Below are 19,797 nucleotides of genomic sequence, written 5' to 3' on the forward strand. Positions count from 1 at the left end.
GCGGGAGCTGGATTTGAACCAACGACCTTCGGGTTATGAGCCCGACGAGCTACCAGACTGCTCCATCCCGCATCAACATGCAAAAAACTTCTCAGCTTAAAACTAAGCTGCTTATTTCAGTTTGCTTCTAAAATAAGATTGATTGGTAGCGGGAGCTGGATTTGAACCAACGACCTTCGGGTTATGAGCCCGACGAGCTACCAGACTGCTCCATCCCGCATCAACAGAATTTGCTGCATACACCAACTTAATCTTCTGGATTCATAAGTTGGTGCGGAAGGGGGGACTTGAACCCCCACGCCCGAAAGCACTACCACCTCAAGGTAGCGTGTCTACCAATTCCACCACCACCGCAGCTGTGACGAATTCTATGCGCAACAACACAAAAAAGAAAGCACTATTTCGGCTTATTCGCCAGTTTTTGGTGCGGTTGGTGAAGTTTCACCCGAATTTGTTGTCGCTGGTGCAGTCGTTTGTACAGATTTCAAACTATATGCTTCTGTCGTCTGCTGCTTGGCAAAAACTGCCAAAGTTAAACTGGTAATAAAAAACAAGGCAGTCAAAATTGCGGTTAAACGCGTTAAGAAGTTTCCAGAACCAGAAGCTCCAAACACGGTTGCAGCACCACCACCGCCGAAAGAGGCACCTGCATCAGCGCCCTTACCATGCTGTACCAAAATCAAGCCGATCATTAACACAGCAAGAATAATATGCACCACCAGCACAAAAGTATGCATGATGAACTCCTCGTTATTTTTTAAGCGCAAACGCCTGAGCAATTTGATAAAAAGATGCAGCATTCAACGATGCTCCACCCACCAAGGCGCCATTAATATCTGGACAGGCTGCTAACTCTACTGCATTTTCGGGCTTTACACTACCGCCATACAAGATGGGCATAGTTGCACCAAACGCTGTTAACTGCTTTAAACCTTCACGAATTTTGGCATGCATGGTTTGTGCATCCGCTGGTGACGCAGTTTTACCTGTACCAATCGCCCAAATCGGCTCATAGGCAATCACGATCTGCTGCCACTGTTCAGTCGTTACGCTGCTTGCAATATCACAGATTTGTTGCAATACCACTTGCTCAGCTTGACCACTTTCACGTTGCTCTAGACTTTCACCTACGCAATAAATCACCGTGAGTCCTTCCGCGAGCGCATGTTTTACTTTTTCGCTGATCACCTGAGGGTTATCAGCAAAAAACTCACGACGTTCAGAATGACCAATTAATACATGCTCAATTGCACTGTCTTTTAATAAAGACGCACTCACCTCACCCGTATAGGCACCTGTGCCTGCCATACGCGACACATCTTGTGCAACTACATATACAGGACGACTCGCCTGCTTGAATTCATCTTGTACCAGACTCAAAGCAATTGAAATTGGCGCAACAGCCAAATGACATTGCTCTGGAGAAATTTCATTCTTGTTCAATAATTCTTTAAATTCATTTATAAGTTGTTTGGCATTGGCCTGCATTGGATTCATTTTCCAATTACCCACAACCCAAGGCATGATCGTCGAATCCGACATACTTAACCCATTCACAAAACAATTGATTTAAACGGCGACATTCTACACGGAATTAACCAGCGAGAAGATAATTTTCTTGACGGTTTGGTATGATCTTTAGTTTTTTATATTTCCTTCAGTCCGTCATATAGAAAAAATGACAGTTTCATTAGACTGGTTCATGCTTTTCATCAATACTTAGCCCAACACAACATTTTCAGATATGGTATTTTTATACAACAAAAGTATAATTTTACGATACCAATTATAAACAATTTAATTGAAGTAGGCATTTGCGAATGACAGCACTACAAAATTCTCCACGATTTACAGGTTTTATTCGCCGCTTGGTCGAAGATGGATTGGTTTCTACTGAAAACATGCATATTGCTGTAACCAATGCCAAGAAATCCAACCAAGATATCGTTCCTTATCTAATTGAGAACTTAAAACTTAAGTCGCTGGTGATTGCCGAAAAAATTTCTGAAGAATTTGGTGAGCCCTTATTTGATCTGTCCACTTATGATTCTTCACATATTTTAAAAGATATTGTTGAAGATAAACTTGTTACTAAATTCAGAATTTTACCCATTTTTAAACGTGGGCATCTTTTATTTGTGGCAACCAGTAACCCCACAAATATTGAAGCCATGGATGCCATCCGTTTTAACAGTAAACTGAATATTGAAGTTATTATTGTTGAACATGACAAATTAGAAAAAATCATTGAACAAAATTTTGCTGAAGACACCACCTTCCATTTTGATGATGACTTTGAGATTGATCTACAATCTTCTGATAGTGAAAAAGAGGAAGATGATGAACCTCAAGGCGATGAAGCCCCAATCGTCAAATATATTAATAAATTACTGGTTGATGCGATTCGAATGGGTGCATCTGACTTACATTTTGAACCCTATGAAAAAACCTATCGTGTACGTTACCGTGTTGATGGGGTGTTGCGTCAAATTGCCACGCCCCCATTACAGTTAGCCAATCGTTTAGCTTCACGCTTAAAAGTTATGTCACAAATGGATATTGCTGAAAAGCGTGTACCTCAAGATGGTCGTATCAAGCTGAAAATCTCGAAAACCAAAGCCATCGACTTCCGTGTCAACTCACTCCCAACACTGTTTGGTGAAAAGATTGTACTGCGTATCTTAGATCCTTCGAGTGCAATGTTAGGGATCGATGCGCTAGGTTATGAACCCGAACAAAAAGCACTCTTTATTGAAGCCCTAGAAAAACCACAAGGGATGCTACTCATTACAGGTCCTACGGGTTCGGGTAAAACCGTTTCCCTCTATACAGGTCTCAATATCCTTAACCAAGAAGATACCAATATTTCCACAGCAGAAGATCCCGTCGAAATTAACTTGGAAGGGATTAATCAGGTCAACGTCAATAATAAAGTCGGACTCACCTTTGCTGCAGCGCTCAGATCTTTCTTACGTCAAGATCCTGACATTGTCATGGTCGGTGAGATTCGAGACCTAGAAACTGCTGAAATTGCGATTAAAGCCGCACAAACAGGTCATATGGTGATGTCAACCCTGCACACCAACAGCGCTCCAGAAACACTGACCCGCTTAAGAAATATGGGCGTCCCTTCCTTTAACATTGCAACCTCTGTAAACTTAGTGATTGCACAACGTCTGGCTCGACGACTCTGTTCACAATGTAAAGCACCGATTGAAATTCCTCAAAATAGTTTGTTGGAAATGGGCTTTACTGAACAAGACCTCCTGCACCCAGATTTTCAGATTTATCAGCCGGTCGGCTGTTCTGAATGTCGAGAAGGTTATAAAGGTCGAGTGGGGATTTATGAAGTAATGAAAGTCACACCTGAAATTTCTAAGCTTATTATGGAAGATGGTAATGCAATTCAAATTGCAGAAGCATCGGCAAAATTGGGGTTTAATAATCTACGTCTTTCAGGTTTAAAGAAGGTCATGCAAGGGGTAACTTCACTGCAAGAAGTAAATCGCGTGACCAGCGAATAAAGTAAGTATTTAAAATAAGGATAAACGCATGGCTGTCAAAAAAGCACAGATGATGCCAACCTTCAGTTATGAAGGGGTTGACCGCAAAGGGGCTAAAATTAAGGGGGAGTTACCTGCTCGCAATATGGCTCTAGCAAAAGTCACATTACGCAAGCAGGGTGTAACGATTAAGACCATTCGGGAAAAACGTAAAAACATCCTCGATGGTTTAATGAAGAAACGCGTGACGACTCTTGATATCACCATTTTTACTCGCCAATTGGCAACCATGATGAAAGCTGGTGTACCACTAGTACAAAGCTTTGAAATTGTCGCGGAAGGTTTAGAAAACCCAGCCATGCGTGAAGTCGTTTTAGGTATCAAAGGTGAAGTCGAAGGTGGTAATACCTTTGCGGGTGCCTTACGCAAATATCCTCAGTATTTTGACAACCTATTTTGCTCTTTGGTTGAATCAGGTGAACAATCTGGTGCACTTGAAACCATGCTAGATCGTGTCGCCATCTATAAAGAAAAAAGCGAACTTCTGAAGCAGAAAATCAAAAAAGCCATGAAATATCCAGCCACAGTAATTGTAGTAGCGATTATTGTGACCATTATTTTGATGGTGAAAGTCGTTCCCGTCTTTCAGGATTTATTTACTTCCTTTGGTGCGGATCTTCCAGCTTTCACCAAAATGGTAGTGAATATGTCGGAATGGATGCAAAAGTACTGGTTTATTCTGATTATTGCGATTGGTATTGCAATTGCTGCTTTCCTTGAAGCAAAAAAACGCAGTAAGAAATTCCGTGATTTTCTGGATAAAGCTGCATTAAAACTTCCCATCTTTGGCGATCTTGTTTATAAAGCCATTATTGCCCGCTATAGCCGAACTTTAGCCACAACCTTTGCAGCAGGTGTGCCCTTAATTGATGCTTTGGAATCAACTGCAGGTGCCACCAATAACGTGGTCTATGAACAAGCTGTGCTCAAGATCCGAGAAGATGTCGCAACTGGTCAACAGCTGCAATTCGCCATGCGCGTCACCGATAAATTCCCTGCGATGGCAGTCCAAATGGTCGCTATTGGTGAAGAATCAGGTGCACTGGACGCCATGTTGGATAAAGTGGCAACGCACTACGAGAATGAAGTCGATAATGCCGTAGATGGTTTAACTTCAATGATGGAGCCATTAATTATGGCTATTCTTGGTGTCCTTGTCGGTGGTCTGGTCATTGCAATGTATCTCCCAATCTTCCAAATGGGTTCTGTGGTTTAATGCAAGATTTAATCAATATTTTTATTCAAAACCCAACTGCGCTTTACATGGCAGTTGGGATTTTTAGTTTATGCATCGGTAGTTTTTTGAATGTTGTGATCTACCGCACCCCTAAAATGATGGAACAAGAATGGCGCCAAGATTGCCAATTATTGCTACATCCAGAACAAGCGATGATTGATGAAGAGAAACTTAGTTTAAGTCGGCCTGCATCCACCTGCCCCAAATGTAAGACCCCAATCCATTGGTATCAGAATATTCCTGTCATTAGTTGGCTAGTATTACGCGGTAAGTGCGGAAATTGTAACAACCCGATTAGCATTCGCTACCCTTTGGTTGAGTTACTGACTGCGATTTGCGCCTTAATAGTTGTGGCAATCTATGGTCCAACTCTTCAGATGTTGTTTGGTTTAATCTTGACCTACACCTTGATTGCACTGACTTTTATCGACTTCGATACCCAGCTTTTACCTGATCGCTATACCCTACCGCTTGCAGCCTTAGGACTTGGTATTAATAGCTATGCAATTTACACCTCTCCTACAACTGCTATCTGGGGCTATATCATTGGCTTTCTTTGCCTTTGGATTGTGTATTACCTGTTTAAAATCATTACAGGTAAAGAAGGCATGGGCTACGGTGACTTTAAATTACTGGCTGCTTTAGGTGCCTGGATGGGTCCCTTAATGCTACCCTTGATCGTACTACTATCGTCATTGGTAGGTGCAATTATCGGCATCATCCTTTTAAAAGTGCGTAAAGAAAACCAGCCATTTGCTTTTGGTCCCTATATTGCGATTGCAGGCTGGATTGCCTTTTTATGGGGTGAGCAAATCATGAAAGTTTATCTGGGACAATAGCGATGCAAGATCCTTTCATTCTCGGTCTGACTGGTGGAATTGGCAGTGGAAAATCCGCTGCCAGCCACTGGTTTGAAACACAAGGTATTCAAGTGGTCGATGCTGATGTTGTAGCACGTGAAGTGGTCGAACCTGGTCAGCCTGCCCTACATGCGATCCAAACTACTTTTGGGGACTGGGTGCTGGATAAAACCGGAGCCTTAAATCGTAAAGCTTTACGTGAACACATCTTCCAACATGCTGATGCACGAAAAGTTTTAGAAGGCATCACCCACCCCGTCATTCGCCAGTCCATTATTCAGCAACTACACGCTGCGACCAGCCCCTATGTGATTTTGGTCTCTCCACTGCTGCTGGAAACCAATCAACATGAACTGACAGATCGCGTATTACTGATTGATGCCTCAGAAGACTTGCAGATTGAACGTGCTAGCCAACGAGATCGACAAAGCATTAAACAGATTCAACAAATTATTCAAGCGCAAATGCCACGGACACAGAAACAACAACTGGCTCATGATATTGTGCTAAATGATGGTCATCTCAAGCATCTTTATGCCCATCTAGAACCTTTACATCAACAGTATTTAAGCTTGGCACAACAAAAGAAGTCTGTTTAAAGCGACTTCTTTTGCTGATCAAGCCGTTCCTGTAATGAATCTTTACGCAACCAGCGCCATGGCTGCAAAGCCCCAATTGCCATACCGAGCAAACCGCACATAATCGCTACACTTAAAGGCTCATTGAGTAATGGAACGGCTAGAATCGCAGCAATAAATGGTGCTAAAGTCACAATGCTGCCTGCCTTAAAAGCACCTAAGCGCTTAATCGCTTCCACATAAGTGAGCGTTGCAATAATGACCACAAAAATGCCATGGAAAAGTGTTTGCAGCACTAAATGTATGGGCTCAGGCTGATCGAGATGTTTCGGTAAAAATAATAAATAGATCGGTAAATAGATAATTGCAGACCAAATGGCAACACTCGCCATAGAGTGCCAAGCAGAGAGTTTCCACTGCCGTAATAGCACCGTGAAAATCCCCCACCACATCGCACTGAGTAAAAACAACAAATCCCCAAAACCAAAGGCAACTCCTGTTTCCTGATACATCAGATACGCCATTGAACTGATTGCGGTCAGCATAATTGCCAAACTCAGCCACGTGTGTCGATCAAAGGGTTGCTTAAACAGGAGATAGGCAGCAATCGCTGTACATAAGGGTAAACACCCATTCAGAAAAATTGCTGCATGTGCCGCAGGTACATAATGAAAGGCACTATAGGAGGTCAGGCAATACGCCACGCCACCAATGAGCGCTAAAATCACAGGTTGCTTATGCCACAAGAATGCCGTGTCTTTCTTATAAATTAAAATCGGCATTAAAATGCAAAATGCCAGTGCAAACCGTAGTGCTGTGATATCCCACGCACTGATATGCCATTGTGCACTTAAACGGGAGGTTAAAGTGAAACCGCCCCAAATGCACATCGTAATAACAACAAATAAATAGCCTTGGGAGCGGTGTGAAATCATGTTTTAAGCAATATTTTTACAATAACAGCGAATCAAGCACTTTGACGTTGACGACAAGCCTCATAGAGTGCCATGCCTGTTGCGACACTCACATTCAAACTTTGCAAGTTGCCTGCCATTGGAATATAGACGGTTTGATCACATTGAGACTGCGTCACTGGTCGTAAACCCGTATCTTCAGCACCCATCACCACACAAACAGCGGTCCCTGTGAAGTCAAATTGTTGTAGGGGTAAGGCCTTTTCATCCAGCATCGTTCCGACAACACGCACATTAAATTGCTCTTTAATCTGCCCTAAAGTCCGTGCCAAATTGGTCACTTGAATAAACTTCACTTTCTCAGCACCACCTGCCGCCACTTTACGTGCCGTTGGGGTTAAGCTTGCTGAACGATCACGCGGCACAATTACGGCTTCAACCCCCATCGCTGCTGCAGTACGAATACACGCCCCCAAATTATGCGGATCCGTCACTTGGTCCAAACCAAGCAACAAACAATTTGGTGATTGTTTGAGTAAATCTTCTAAATCTTTTTCATTCAACGTTGGATGCGCACGTACGGCTGCCACAACACCTTGATGGAAAGGCAGACCTGCCAGTTTTTCCAAACTATCGCGACTGGCTTTCTGCACACTAATGCCAAAAGGTTCTGCCAATTGCAAAATCTTCTGTAGGCGTTGATCGTCTCGACCTTTTAAAGTGAACAAAGTCAGAACACGTTCTGGCTCCAATTCTAAGAGCGACTCTACCGAATGAACGCCATAATAATATTCAGGTTTTGCCATGAACGACCTCGAGCAAGCAGAATGACAGGGAGAAAATGAAAAAAGAAAATCCTGCAAAGTTGCCTTTACAGGATTTTGACATAAGCCATAGTTTAACTGATTTTCGTTAAAATAGCTTTGCTTATCCGTCCTAGACTTAGCCTTCTAAATGGCAAACGTAGTCCAGAACTTCATCTGTTTCGATTTTAAAACGGCTATTGCCTGGTACATAAAAAGATTGTCCTGCACGGAACAACTCGCTTTCTTCGCTATCCGCGATTTTGACACGGCATTCACCAGAAATAATTTCCATACGCTCAGGTACATGCGTTTCAAACGTTAAGGCTTGTTCAGTTGGAAGAATAACGCCTAGGGTTTTTTTGGTTCCATCTTCAAATTGAACCGTATGGCTGATACACAAACCGCCAAAGTAAACGTTCGATTTCTTGATAACTGATACATGATCAAACTGAGCTGACATGCGTATTCTCCAGATGATGCGCATAAATATCTTAATGATTGATGTAGTTTAAATAGGCAATTACAACTAATCAATCGGTGTTTATCTGTAAACAGCATTTTTTCTAGAAAACCTAGCGTCACACTTTTACAGCCCCCATTTTTTAACTTAAAAAGTGTATCTGATAGCAGCCCCAGACTCAAATTGCTTTAGTCTTAAATCTTTACTATGCAATTGAAAAATTTACGCTAATATAGAATCCAACACAGTGGCAGCATGCTCTGCAACTTGTGATAATTAAAAAACTTGACTATCTTACATAAACCAAACTTTTCGCAGCTTGGACGCGTTTATGCTGACACATTTAACTCTCATCAATTTTGCCTTAGCTGATCACTTAGCCATTGATATTGATCAAGGTTTCAATGTTCTCACTGGTGAAACCGGTGCTGGAAAATCTCTACTACTCGATGCACTCTCGGCTTGCTTAGGCGAACGTACCGACACCAATTATGTACGTTATGGTTCAGATAAGGCCGATATTACCGCAGTCTTTAGTTATGCGCAGCAGAGTCCCGAAGCGAACTGGTTAGCACAACATGAGTTAGATGATGATTCAGGTGAAATTCATTTAAGACGGGTAGTCTTTGCCACAGGTCGTAGCAAAGCCTGGATTAATGGGCGTCCAAGCAGCTTGTCCGAACTGAAAGAATTAGGACGACTATTGGTTCAACTCTATAGTCAGCATAGTCAGCAACAGCTGTTAGAACCACCTTATCCGAAACATTGGTTAGACCGTTACAGCAACTTTGCCCAACCTGTACAACAGGTCAAAGATACTTATTCAAACTGGCAGCAAACCATTCGCCAGCATCAGGCTGCGCTCGATGCGCAAGCCACGCGTAAACAACGTATTGAAACGCTCGAATTGCAGCTCGAAGAATTAGAAGATGTGGTGCAACAAGAATACAAGGAGATTGAACAAGAGTTTGATCGCCTCAGTCACCATGAACACATCATGCAGGACTGTAGTTATGCCTTAAATGCACTGGATGAAGCTGAACAAAATATCAATCAGGAATTATCTGGACTGATTCGACGTCTGGAATCCCATGCAGGTCGCAGTGAACAGTTGGCAGAAATTCATGCCTCAATTTTAAATGCACAAAGTGAACTGGATGATGCAACGGCTAATTTACGCCAGTTTATTGATCGTCAAAGTTATGATCCTGAACGGATGGAAGAGCTCAATACAGACCTTGAAGTCTTTCACCGTTTGGCACGTAAATACCGCACCCAGCCTGAACTGTTAAAAGAAGAATACCAAAGCTGGCAAACCGAGTTAGAGCAGTTACATGCACTGGAAGATCCTGAAACGCTAGCAGAACAAGTTGAGTTGGCACATCAGGACTTTTTAGCCAAAGCACAACATTTAGATGACATTCGTCGTAAAGCAGCTGCACCATTAGCCAAACAATTAACTGAACAAGTCAAACAACTGGCGCTGCCTGAAGCCTATTTCGAGTTTAAGTTTGAACCATTGGAACAAGCTTCTGCAGATGGTCTCAGCTTTATTCAACTGTTATTTACTGCCAATAAAGGGATTCCTGCACAACCTCTGGCTCGCGTCGCTTCGGGGGGTGAATTATCACGTATTGCACTGGTGATGCAGGTCATGAATGCTGAGAAAACCGAAGCCGAAGTTTTGGTCTTTGATGAAATTGATGTGGGGATCAGCGGTGGTACTGCAGAAATTGTGGGACGTTTACTGGCAGATTTGGCTCAACATGTACAAATTCTGTGTATTACCCATCAGGCACAAGTCGCGGCACAATCGGATCAGCATTTACTGGTAAAAAAACAGCAAACCGACCCTGCCAGCAGTACCATTATTTCCCTAGAAGAACAACAACGTATTCTAGAACTGGCACGCATGACGGGTGGCGTAGAAATTAGTGAAACCACGCTGCAGCATGCCAAACAACTCAGACAGCTGAAGTTTCAAACGGCTTCAATTTAACGTCAAAGCCGCAAAAAAAGATTGGTGAATATCACAAAGTCTTGTAAGTTGAAAGTATACGGACTGATGTAGTCTCAAAGATGAATTTTTAAGGAGAAATGCTTAGGTGACCAAACAATATCTCACGCATCGTTGCCTGATTGCCCCGCCAGAAATGAAAGATGAGTTTTTTGCTCATACCGTCATTTATTTGGCTCGTCATGATGATGAAGGTGCGCAAGGCATTATTATCAATCGACCTTCTGGCATTTCCGTAAAAGAATTACTTAATGATCTAGAAATTGATGCTGATAATGTGCATCCGCATGATGTCTTACAGGGTGGTCCGTTGCGCCCTGAAGCAGGCTTTGTGCTGCATACAGGACAACCAACGTGGCATTCATCGATTGCCGTGGGTGAAAATGTCTGCATTACCACATCAAAAGATATTCTGGATGCGATTGCGCATAATGAAGGCGTCGGACGTTATCAAATTGCACTGGGTTATGCCAGCTGGGCAAAGCACCAACTGGAAGATGAAATCACCCGCGGTGACTGGCTGATTTGCGATTCCGATATGGATCTGATCTTTAACTTGCCTTATGGCGAGCGTTGGGATGCAGCCTATAAAAAAATGGGCGTTGATCGAACTTGGTTATCATCAGAGATTGGTCATGCCTGATCTATCTCAACCGCAACTGATTATGGCATTTGACTTTGGCACACAGAAAATGGGCATGGCGGTCGGACAGTCGATGATTTTCAGTGCCAATCCCCTGCCTTTATTTCCGATGAAAGATGGCATTCCCAACTGGGAAAATTTGCTGAAACTGGTCAAACAGCATCAGCCGAATTTATTTTTGGTTGGCTTGCCATTAAACATGGATGACAGCGAGTCGGAACTTTCCACCCGTGCCCGTAAGTTTGCTCGTCGCTTACGTCATCAAACCAATATCGAAACGTTAATGGTGGATGAGCGGCTGACTACTCGCGAAGCCCGCGATGAACTGGATCATTATCAGGCGCAAGGTCGGGGTAAAAAGCTAGCTGCCGACAGTCTTGCAGCAGCACTATTGATTGAAAGCTGGTATCGTCATCCCGAAGGTGTACAACCTTAAAGCATACTATGGAAAAGGAGCTATCTCCTTTTCCATGCTGTTATTGCTTGGTTTGAATACGAATGGTCGCTGTTCGACCTGCAACAAACGCCAGTTGGTTTTTCGGCATTTCATCTAGCACAATTTTCACAGGTACTCGCTGGGCTAAACGAACCCAAGTAAAGGTCGGATTTACATTTGCCAACAAGGTTGAGCTGGTAGAACGCTCACGGTCTTCAATCCCCGACGCAATGCCCTGTACATGACCTTTGATCTTCTGATCATCACCCATGAGTTGTACCGTTGCAGGGTCACCAATTTGAATATGGTTCAATTTGGTTTCTTCAAAATAGCCCACCACATAGAGTTGCTGACGATTCACCAAGGCAGCGACCGCATCACCCGTTTTGACATAATTACCCACTTGCAAACTGAAATTCGACAAGGTGCCATCTGCAGGCGCAACCACCTCTGAACGGGTTAGATTCAGCTGGGCTAAATGCAAATTACTATTCGCCACTTCAATTAATGCCTTTTGTTGCACAATATTGGCTTGGGCTTGTTCAATTGCTGCCAACATCTGCTCATGCTCGGCATGAGATTGATCACGTGCCGCAAATATTTGATCTTGTTCTTGTTTAGAAATTGCGCCATCCATTAAATTGGCATAGCGACTGGCATTTTTGTCTGCCAAATTGGCAGTGGCTTTGGACTTGACCACATTGGCTTTGGCCTGAGCCAAGGCGGCTTCCGCTTCAGCTAATCCTGCATGAGCCTTGGCTAAATCTGATTTAGCCTGTTCGACATCCAGTGCCTGACGTGCCACATCAATTTTAAACAGGATCTGCCCTTTTTTCACCGTTTGGTTATCTTGCACCAAAACTTGAGTAACTAAACCAGAAACATCCGAAGACACTTGCATGACATCCCCTCTGACACGCCCATCACGTGTCCAAGGTGCTGAATTATAATAATTCCACAAATGCACCACCACGTAGATCGCGGCCAGTAGCATCACTACTGTCACGATTGGTCGTATGACCTTACGCGTATCCAAGGTACTCATGTCTATTTCCTCTTTGCTAATCTAATCATCTGGACGGTCTAAATACCCCAAAACACCAAAAACACTTCATGTACGCCCATCAATAAAATGATATAGAGGCAGAGATTGAAGAGACCTGGCAGGGCAATCCAACCTTTATCAATCCAAGAATCGGTAAAGATGGAAACCAGTTTAAAAACTATATATGCACAAATCGCCTGTATTAAAAAAACAGGGATATAAATTCCATAGGCATTCAACTCTCCCATTTCAGACTCCTTTTTCTGCTGCATAAATCGCATTTACAGAGGGATGTTCATGAAAAATACTGCTGCGAATATTATTGATATTCATTCTGACACGCGTACAAATTTCAGCGTTCGGCTCATCCTTTAAACTTTGTTCCACCAGTCTCAAGTCAATAAATACCTGTTGCTTCAAGGCTTCGGGCAATAACTGTTGTTTTTCTTGTGCCAAAAAGGCTTGCTCTAAGCTGTGCTGCAAAGTTATCAATGCCTGTTGCAGAGTCACACTGATATTTGGATTCTGTATAAATTCAGCCAAGCGACTCAGATTGATGACCGCACTGGTTTCAATCAAGGCCAGATTCATTGCCTGTTTGATATGTTCTGATTGCACCAGCTTGCTATTCAACACACCAATACGGTCTAACATACTGCGTAAATGAATCCGAAACTGCACCCCATACGGAATAAACAACGCTTCACGCATGGCACGGTAATGTAATACCAAAATACGGCTGGCACTGGTTTCTGGTGACATGGCTCGAATAAAATAAATTGCCAAAATAGATATGATTGGACCGACAATACCCGCCAATGCCGTATCAATCAGCAACACTGCGTCGGTACTATAACGGTTTTGCAGATTCAAGCTCATAATGAAGTTGATCAACATTGGCAAAGCCAAACCCATTAACGGTGGATTTGGGAACATACTTAGCAGATACAGTGATAGCGGAGCCAACACAAATGCCAGCTGCCAGAACTCATGCACCTCAGGCATAATCACAAAGGCATAGAACATGGTTATGAATGCCGCATAGATTGAACCACGAATAAACAGGCGTAATGCAGGGACGGGATTGTCCAAGCCCGACAAGATACAGACGCTGACTGCTGTCAACTGTGCCATCATATAACCTGCATGCCAACCACTATAAATCCACAGCATAAATGAAATAATGGTTGCTATGGTTGCCGCCACAGCACTACGCACCGCCACGCCATGATCCCGATGTAAACTCGGATAAGAGGTGGTTAAAGTCACAATTTGTTCTGGAATCCGTTTATCACCACGTTGAATCAAATCCCACAGACACTTGATGGTCACCACATTTTCCATAAAGTGGCGAATATCCATTTTAAGTGCATTTAATACAATCTGTTGCTCAGCCGTGGCCAGTGCAGATAAGGCTGTAAAATCTTGTTCAAAATTGTCAGGCAATTGTTTCAACTGCTCTGCATGTACATGCTTCTGCGACTGTAAAAATTGCAGTACGTGTTCATGTAATCTCGGTAAAACCTGTCGATAACGGGTATCCATTTGATCAAGCTGGGCAATGCGTTCCGACATTGCCACTAAGTTAGCAACCGTCATACTGACTTGATGCAACAACTCTTGCAGTGACTTGGTCATGCCCTGTAGGGCACTCCGCTCATAATTCAAATGCACTGCCAAGGCATGGATATCTGAAGTGTCGCGGGTGATGCCTGCCAACAGTTGGGTGTAACTGCTACTGTGTTCTGCATCGGTCAAAATACGACGAAACACCTCACGTGTATCATCCAAAGTTTTTTGCACACGCTTTTGTACCAAGGTACCTAAATGCACAGGAAATAAGGTGCTAGAGACCACGGCACTACACAACACCGCCACCGAAATTTCCAAGACCCGCCCAAGAGCCATATCAAAAACGCTATGAGTACTGATGCTATTAATCGAGCTACACACCACCATGACCGTGGTATAACCCGCCAGCATAAAGACATAACTACGTGGTGTACGGTCTAATAAGGAGATATACAGGCACACCCCGACCCAGCCTGCCAGAACCAAGGTAAAGAAGATGGGTAGATCAACGAATTGAGGCGTAAGGAAAATCGCTACAATCCCGCCAATCAGTGTGCCAACCAAGCGATAGACGGCCTTCGAGGACACCATCCCTGCATAAGGATGTGCCACAATAATGACTGTACCTGCCGCCCACATGGGATAAGTCAGGTCAAGGGAAAATGCAATAAACAGCGCCAATAACATCGCAATAAAGGTTTTCATGGCGAAAACCAAATCCATGCGACTTGGGCGAAAAGCCAATATCGGTTTAATTAATAACATCGTCCCATCCTTTAGACGAAATCAGATTGTTTAGCTGTTTCAAAGTCATACCAATGCCGACAATATCAATATGCAAGATCTGTCCATTCCGCGCAATCACGGTTACAGAAATAATGTTTAGATGAGGGTGCAGACTGTAACGTGGGAGAAACGTGATGACTGCAATTCATGCGTAAATTTTGAGTTACAAAATTTACAGTGAGAAATTTAATGCTGCTATTTTGCGAACAATCCACACAAAAGTCAAATAAAATATCTCATTATGATAATTTGATCATTTAATTTTCATAATTTTAAGTATTGGCTAGGCATATTATCGCCAAGTACCTAATTTTGACTCTCCCGGCGTTTTATTACAAAAGCCCTGCAAGCCCAACGACAATTTGTTATAACATCACTTTAAATGTCTTTTTATTTTTGACGTTGTGGCTTGTTATGACACTTTCTAGTTTTGGTAAAATTCTCACCGTTTTAGACCTGTTTTCAGTGTCTCGCCCAATCATTAATGTCGATATCATTAGTGAAGAACTTGGCCTTTCCAAACCAACCAGCTATCGCTATTTAAAAGAATTGGTTTCTGCCGAATTATTACAACGCCTGAGTGGTACTTCTGGGGACTATACCCTTGGCTCAAAAATTGCCGTTTTAGATTATATTTCTCGTAAATCCGATCCTTTGGTGCAAATCAGTATTCCCTTTATGAAAGAAATTGTGGAACGCACTGAATTATGCTGTCTATTAACGCATTTAAATCATGATTCTTGTATTGATGTGCATCATGAGGTCTTTAAAGATCTAGCCTTATTATCTTATGGGCGTGGTTGCCCGCGCCCAGTTTATCTCGGGTCTTCACCTAAAACCATTATCTCGCACTTACCCAAACAACGTATTCTTGATTACTATCAACGGTTTTCAACTCAATTGGCGGAAGTCGGTTTTGCTCATAGTGATGAAGAATTTATTACGAAAATGAAAAAAATTAAGAAACAGGGCTATTATTTTTCGAATGGTGAAATCGATCCCAATGTTTCAGGGCTTTCCGTACCCATCAAGTTTTCAAGTAAAGAGCCCCCAATGACATTGACCTTGTTGGGTTCTAAAAACCGCTTTGAGTTTGTGGACTTGCAAAAACTGATTGTCATTTTACAGAGCAATGCGGCCCTGATTGAACAAAAGTTTATTGCACTATCCAGTGAAAACTCACTCTAAGTCGGTGCAGGCCATATACAAGAATTGAACAAAGTGATGGGCTATATTTTATTGAATGAAACAGAAAATTCTCATAATATGATTATAGTTCTTCAGCGGCTTTATGTTTCCATGACATAAAATACGCCCTATTCTCCTCAGAAGTTGTTGTTAGAAAGCTCAAGCCTCGTCTTGGGCTTTTTAATGCTTGCAGATGCCACAGCTCGAAGTTCAAAAAATTTAGACATAAAAAAACTCCATGGCTGGAGTTTTTTTGAAATCGTCATTAAGGCTGTTTTAAGTACGGCCATGCCGCTCTTAAATAAATAAACATCGACCACAAGGTCAAAACCACCGCGGTATACAACAGTAAATAAGCCAAGGTTTCTAGTGGCTGCCAATTCAGTAAAAAGACAGAAATCGCAATCATCTGAAATGCAGTTTTGTATTTACCTACAGTCGATACAGCCACATTGGTGCGGGCACCAAGTTCAGCCATCCATTCTCTTAATGCCGAGACGGTAATTTCACGCGAGATAATCACAATCGCGGCAAAAGCCATGGAAATTGACGGCTGCCATTGTACCAATACAATTAATGCCGCTGCGACCATGAGCTTGTCTGCAACAGGGTCAAGAAAGCGACCAAAGGCAGAAGTCTGATTTAAGGTTCTGGCTAAATAGCCATCGAACCAGTCTGTGACTGCTGCCAACACAAAAATCGCGGTCAAAATCATATGCCGCGTCAAACCGCCATCATGCCCTGCAACCCCAATGGCAGGTGGCCAGTAGGCAATTAATAAAAATACAGGAATCAAGGCGATACGCGCCAAGGTCAAGATATTTGGAATATTCAGGATTCGACCTGCTGTCATAGACACCGCCAACTTTGCCCCTTTAAGTGCGATGATTTTATAGATCTAATCAACACATTTAACTCATCGTATTTAGAGCTCACTTTATACGAATTGGCGTACAGTGTCACTAGGCAAACACCGTAACGGTTTGTCGAGAAATAGCAATTAATCGGTTTTCGGCATCCCATAAATGTGCATATTCCGTTGCATAGCCTTCCGCCGCATAGTCGGTAAAGACTTTATATTTAAACCAATCATGCAAATTTTGCTGTAAAGGATTTACATAAGTTACATGCCAAGTCAGAGAGCTGGCAGGTGCCAAATTCTTAAATAAAGGTAAAACCCCTGGTGGCCAAATATCAAAAAGCGTCATTAAATCTGCCACCCCAAAAGGTCGATCTTGATGTTTTTCCGGCTCAAACCGACACCAGCCGCCAAAGTCACTTTGACTACTCGCAGTACATGGCACCGCACCTTCTGCCCAACGTACGTCAAACTGTTGGTAACACTGCGGGAAATCAGCATGCTGCATACCTTGTAAATGTTCGGGAGACTGATAATTCGGTGCTGTACGTTCCTGACGCACATGAATTTCGGAAGATCGCGCTGTGCCAAAGCTGGCAATTAAAATGCTCTGCACCGCATCATCCTGCCATAAACGTACTTCAATGGTAGTAACCGATTTGCCCTGACGTAAAATTTCCGCGGTAATTCGAGCCGCCCCTTGTTGCACAGGTCCAACAAAAGTCACACTGGTACTCAGCAGGCGCTTACTCGAATCAGCAATGTTGAGCAAAGCTTTTTGCATCATCAGCCCTGCGACCACTCCACCGTAAATGGTGCGCCCTTGCAACCACCCCTCTGGAATATCTATCCATTCACTTTGCTCAAGCGCCTGATACACCGTTAACAGTGACATGCTGTTTCTCTTATTTTATCCTTTGGAAAATATTGTTCACCAAGTTCAGGCGTTTGTGAATGCTAAGTGACCAAAGGGTCAATGAGCATTTTGGCTATTTACTCCATTTTATTCATGCAGAATTTTATAAATGGTGCGTGCCATCACCTCACCCAGACCGGGCACCAAGGTCAGCTCATTTTCAGAAGCTTTCAACACACCCTGAATCCCGCCAAAATGGGTGAGTAAGTCACGGCGACGTTTCGGCCCTAAACCTGGGATCACTTCTAAGATAGATGAACCGCGCTTTTTGTCGCGTTTGGCACGATGTTTGGTGATGGCAAAACGGTGTGCCTCATCACGTACCTGCTGAATCAGATGCAAGGCTTTGTGATCTTCAGGCAGCTGGATTTTGGTTCCATTGGTAAAATGTAGTGTTTCCAAGCCTGGTTTACGCCCTTCGCCTTTGGAAACACCCACCATAAAGGCATCCAGTTCTAAATCCTGCATTACCTGCATTGCCATATTTAACTGCCCTTTGCCGCCATCAATCAACAACAGATCGGGCAACATTGCTTTTTTATAACGGCGGGTTAAAGCTTGGCGCATTGCTGCGTAATCATCGCCCTCAGTAATGTCTTGAATGGAGAACTGACGGTAATCACGTTTCCGCGCACCGCCTGCATCGAACACTACACAGGAAGCCACGGTAGCTTCTCCCATGGTATGAGAAATATCAAAGCATTCAATCCGATCAATCGGGCGTCCGACCACTTGCTCTAACTGATGGAAACGTTCATTCAGTTCTAAATGATTGGCGAGTTTACCTTTGATCGCATGTTGCACATTCATTTGTGCCAGTTCTAACCACTCTGCACGAGTCTCGCGGACATTGTGTTTAATCTGGATTTTCTGGTCAAAATGCTGCTGCAAAGCTTGTTCCAGTTCTTTGCGATTCGGAATCTCGACATTCACAATCAATTCATTCGGCACTTCATCCGCCACCTGAAAATAGAAGTTCGCCATAAACTCTGACAACATTTCGCCCAAATCATCGCCCAGCATGTCAGGGAAATAAGCCTTACCGCCCAGCATTTTACCGTTGCGTACATGCATGATCTGCACACAGGTGACCCCTGCTTGGTAAGCAATCGCCAAAATATCTGCTTCACCTTTAATTTTATAAATGGCTTGTTGTGCCTGTACGTCACGTAACAGTGCCATACGATCCCGGTAAAACACCGCTTTTTCAAATTCGAGGGCCTCAGCCGCTGCTTCCATTTTCTGAATCAATTCCTGATTCAGCTCTCGGGTATCACCCTGTAAAAAGCGAATGGAATTATTCACATCTTCCTGATAATCCTCAGGACTGATCAACCCCACACAGGGTGCGGAACAGCGTTTGATTTGATACTGCAAACACGGACGCTTGCGCTGCGAAAAATAGCTATTTTCACACTGTCTGACATTAAACAGTTTTTGTAATACCAGCAAAGTATCACGAGCATTGTAGGCACTCGGATAGGGTCCAAAAAACTTGCCCACCTGATGTTTACCCTTGCCACGTCCGCTGGCAATGCGTGGATACGGTTTATCTGCCGAGATAAAGATATACACATAAGATTTATCATCGCGCAGCATAATATTGTAGGGTGGACGATGCAGCTTAATCAGGTTTTGCTCGAGCAACAGTGCTTCAGTTTCGGAACGTACCACCAAGGTTTCAATGTCATAAATCCGTGCCACCAACGCCTGTGTTTTCGGATGTTCGATGGTTTTGACAAAATAACTCGACACCCGATTTTTCAGATTCTTGGCTTTGCCGACATAGAGCAATTCACCCTCTTTGCCCAACATGCGGTACACACCCGGCAAGGTGGTCATATTGGCTAAAATCTTTTCGATATGTTCACGGGCGTTTTCGTTCACAGTGCGTTAAAACCTTGGAAAGTTATTCAA

General features: G+C 43.2%; 19 protein-coding genes and 2 tRNA genes. 8 read left to right on the forward strand and 13 right to left on the reverse strand.

All coding sequences use genetic code 11. The annotated features are described in order from the left end of the window. Positions 1-143: 143 nt before the first annotated feature. From MKI85_RS14790 to tpiA, 4 genes are all read right to left on the reverse strand, one after another. Positions 144-220 (reverse strand) — tRNA-Met (locus MKI85_RS14790). Positions 221-269: 49 nt separating this feature from the next. Beyond that, positions 270-354, reverse strand: a tRNA-Leu gene (locus tag MKI85_RS14795). A 53-nt stretch (positions 355-407) separates the two neighbouring features. Then, positions 408-737 carry a preprotein translocase subunit SecG gene (gene secG, locus MKI85_RS14800; RefSeq protein WP_100242739.1) on the reverse strand — a complete coding sequence of 110 codons (330 nt, stop codon included), beginning with the start codon at positions 735-737 and terminating at the stop codon, positions 408-410. A gap of 13 nt (positions 738-750) precedes the next feature. Next, the gene (gene tpiA, locus MKI85_RS14805; RefSeq protein ID WP_241628717.1) at positions 751-1,542 is read right to left on the reverse strand and encodes a triose-phosphate isomerase; all 792 of its coding nucleotides are present in this window, start codon (positions 1,540-1,542) and stop codon (positions 751-753) included. A 278-nt stretch (positions 1,543-1,820) separates the two neighbouring features. On the opposite strand from tpiA, the gene pilB reads away from it, so the two are divergent. From pilB to coaE, 4 genes are read left to right on the forward strand one after another with little or no spacing between them, the layout of a single operon-like run. After that, positions 1,821-3,524, forward strand: a complete 1,704-nt coding sequence (gene pilB / locus MKI85_RS14810) for a type IV-A pilus assembly ATPase PilB (RefSeq protein ID WP_241628719.1) — start codon at positions 1,821-1,823, stop codon at positions 3,522-3,524. 28 nt (positions 3,525-3,552) lie between these two features. Further along, a complete protein-coding gene (locus tag MKI85_RS14815; protein ID WP_241628721.1) occupies positions 3,553-4,779 on the forward strand; it encodes a type II secretion system F family protein in 1,227 nt (408 codons plus the stop codon). Beyond that, positions 4,779-5,639, forward strand: a complete 861-nt coding sequence (locus MKI85_RS14820; protein WP_241628723.1) for a prepilin peptidase — start codon at positions 4,779-4,781, stop codon at positions 5,637-5,639. Before MKI85_RS14815 ends, MKI85_RS14820 begins: the two co-directional genes overlap by 1 nt. Before the next feature lie 2 nt (positions 5,640-5,641). Then, complete coding sequence (gene coaE / locus MKI85_RS14825; RefSeq protein WP_241628725.1) at positions 5,642-6,259, forward strand: dephospho-CoA kinase; 618 nt, start codon at positions 5,642-5,644, stop codon at positions 6,257-6,259. On the opposite strand, the gene MKI85_RS14830 is transcribed toward coaE, so the two are convergent. The 3 genes from MKI85_RS14830 to ppnP all read right to left on the reverse strand — a co-directional run bounded on the left by MKI85_RS14830 (position 6,256) and on the right by ppnP (position 8,418). Next, positions 6,256-7,170, reverse strand: coding sequence for a DMT family transporter (locus MKI85_RS14830; protein ID WP_413351718.1), 915 nt, complete (start codon positions 7,168-7,170; stop codon positions 6,256-6,258). The genes coaE and MKI85_RS14830 overlap by 4 nt on opposite strands. Positions 7,171-7,205: 35 nt before the next feature. Continuing rightward, a complete protein-coding gene (gene rlmB, locus MKI85_RS14835) occupies positions 7,206-7,958 on the reverse strand; it encodes a 23S rRNA (guanosine(2251)-2'-O)-methyltransferase RlmB (protein ID WP_241628729.1) in 753 nt (250 codons plus the stop codon). A gap of 136 nt (positions 7,959-8,094) precedes the next feature. Beyond that, the gene (gene ppnP, locus MKI85_RS14840; protein WP_016168405.1) at positions 8,095-8,418 is read right to left on the reverse strand and encodes a pyrimidine/purine nucleoside phosphorylase; all 324 of its coding nucleotides are present in this window, start codon (positions 8,416-8,418) and stop codon (positions 8,095-8,097) included. 331 nt (positions 8,419-8,749) lie between these two features. On the opposite strand from ppnP, the gene recN reads away from it, so the two are divergent. From recN to ruvX, 3 genes are all read left to right on the forward strand, one after another. After that, positions 8,750-10,417, forward strand: a complete 1,668-nt coding sequence (recN, locus tag MKI85_RS14845; protein ID WP_241628730.1) for a DNA repair protein RecN — start codon at positions 8,750-8,752, stop codon at positions 10,415-10,417. A 106-nt stretch (positions 10,418-10,523) separates the two neighbouring features. Beyond that, positions 10,524-11,078 (forward strand): YqgE/AlgH family protein, encoded by a 555-nt coding sequence (locus MKI85_RS14850; RefSeq protein WP_100242748.1) that lies wholly within the window; start codon positions 10,524-10,526, stop codon positions 11,076-11,078. Continuing rightward, positions 11,071-11,514 (forward strand): Holliday junction resolvase RuvX, encoded by a 444-nt coding sequence (gene ruvX, locus MKI85_RS14855; RefSeq protein WP_241628732.1) that lies wholly within the window; start codon positions 11,071-11,073, stop codon positions 11,512-11,514. Before MKI85_RS14850 ends, ruvX begins: the two co-directional genes overlap by 8 nt. A 40-nt stretch (positions 11,515-11,554) precedes the next feature. Here ruvX and MKI85_RS14860 read toward each other — a convergent pair whose 3' ends face one another. The 3 genes from MKI85_RS14860 to MKI85_RS14870 are packed head-to-tail and all read right to left on the reverse strand — an operon-like array spanning position 11,555 to position 14,896. Continuing rightward, positions 11,555-12,559: an HlyD family secretion protein gene (locus tag MKI85_RS14860; RefSeq protein ID WP_241628734.1), complete on the reverse strand. Its 1,005-nt coding sequence runs from the start codon at positions 12,557-12,559 to the stop codon at positions 11,555-11,557. A gap of 38 nt (positions 12,560-12,597) precedes the next feature. Further along, a complete protein-coding gene (locus MKI85_RS14865; protein ID WP_241628736.1) occupies positions 12,598-12,807 on the reverse strand; it encodes a DUF1656 domain-containing protein in 210 nt (69 codons plus the stop codon). A 1-nt stretch (position 12,808) separates the two neighbouring features. Further along, entirely contained in the window at positions 12,809-14,896 is a 2,088-nt protein-coding gene (locus MKI85_RS14870; protein WP_241628738.1) for an FUSC family protein, read from the reverse strand. Positions 14,897-15,331: 435 nt separating this feature from the next. Here MKI85_RS14870 and MKI85_RS14875 point away from each other — a divergent pair, with 435 nt between their 5' ends. Then, positions 15,332-16,105: an IclR family transcriptional regulator gene (locus MKI85_RS14875; protein WP_241628740.1), complete on the forward strand. Its 774-nt coding sequence runs from the start codon at positions 15,332-15,334 to the stop codon at positions 16,103-16,105. A gap of 265 nt (positions 16,106-16,370) precedes the next feature. Here MKI85_RS14875 and pgsA read toward each other — a convergent pair whose 3' ends face one another. The 3 genes from pgsA to uvrC form a co-directional block, all read right to left on the reverse strand. After that, on the reverse strand, positions 16,371-16,958 hold the full coding sequence (gene pgsA, locus MKI85_RS14880; protein WP_100242754.1) for a CDP-diacylglycerol--glycerol-3-phosphate 3-phosphatidyltransferase: 588 nt from the start codon (positions 16,956-16,958) through the stop codon (positions 16,371-16,373). Between the two features lie 109 nt (positions 16,959-17,067). After that, entirely contained in the window at positions 17,068-17,859 is a 792-nt protein-coding gene (locus tag MKI85_RS14885; RefSeq protein ID WP_241628742.1) for a thioesterase family protein, read from the reverse strand. A 108-nt stretch (positions 17,860-17,967) separates the two neighbouring features. Then, positions 17,968-19,767, reverse strand: coding sequence for an excinuclease ABC subunit UvrC (uvrC, locus tag MKI85_RS14890; protein ID WP_241628744.1), 1,800 nt, complete (start codon positions 19,765-19,767; stop codon positions 17,968-17,970). Between the last annotated feature and the right edge of the window lie 30 nt (positions 19,768-19,797).

The organism is Acinetobacter zhairuonensis (assembly GCF_022601715.1).
Taxonomy (GTDB): Bacteria; Pseudomonadota; Gammaproteobacteria; order Pseudomonadales; family Moraxellaceae; genus Acinetobacter.